This is a genomic window from Plebeiibacterium sediminum (assembly GCF_026013605.1).
Classification (GTDB): domain Bacteria; phylum Bacteroidota; class Bacteroidia; order Bacteroidales; family Marinilabiliaceae; genus Saccharicrinis; species Saccharicrinis sediminus.
Genome location: NZ_JAPDPJ010000233.1, coordinates 1 through 794 on the forward strand (window position 1 = coordinate 1; position 794 = coordinate 794).

General features: G+C 34.1%; 1 protein-coding gene. It reads right to left on the minus strand.

All coding sequences use genetic code 11. The annotated features are described in order from the left end of the window. Nucleotides 1-115: 115 nt before the first annotated feature. Nucleotides 116-794 (minus strand): IS256 family transposase (locus OM075_RS25245; protein ID WP_301193336.1); only part of this gene is annotated, 679 nt, incomplete at its 5' end.

Below are 794 nucleotides of genomic sequence, written 5' to 3' on the forward strand. Positions count from 1 at the left end.
CAAAAGCTTTGAAGGCCAAGTAAAGATTCATACAAGAGCAACCGAGGAACGAGGTTGTTTATATACTCTTGTTTGATTCTTTATAAGGCCTAACTTTGCTTTTTTATATTGAGAACTAATGTTTTATTCCACATCTATCTTCAAACTTTATTATTAATTGTTGTTGAACTTCACCCCAATAAGGAGGCTTAGCAATCCAATTTTCGCTTATTGTTTTAGAGGCCATAAATAATAGTTTTAAGAGTGCTTTATCACCAGAAAATGCACCCTTTGTTTTGGTGTATTTTCGCAACTGCCTGTTAAATCCTTCAATGATATTTGTGGTATACATGATTCGTCTAATGTCTTTTGAATAGTCGAAAAATCGTGTTAAATGCAACCAATTTGCCCTCCATGATTTAATGATTAAAGGATATTTTGTGTTCCATTGTGCTTCAAACTCATCCATGGCAATTTGGGCTGCATCAATATTTGGTGCTTGATACACCTTTTTGAGTCCATTAATTACTAATTTTTTGTTCTTATGTGAGACGTACTTTAAACTATTTCTAAGCTGGTGAATGATGCATAATTGAACATCTGTTTTTGGAAAAATTGACTCAATAGCTTGTGTAAAACCAGAAAGGTTATCCATGCAGGCTATTAGGATATCTTTAACCCCTCTGCATTGAATGTCTTCTAATACTGATAGCCAAAATCTGGCACTCTCCACCTGACCAATGTACAAGCCCAGGATATCTTTTTTGCCGTACATATCATAGCCAAGAATAATATATACAGCCTTTTTTATGGTT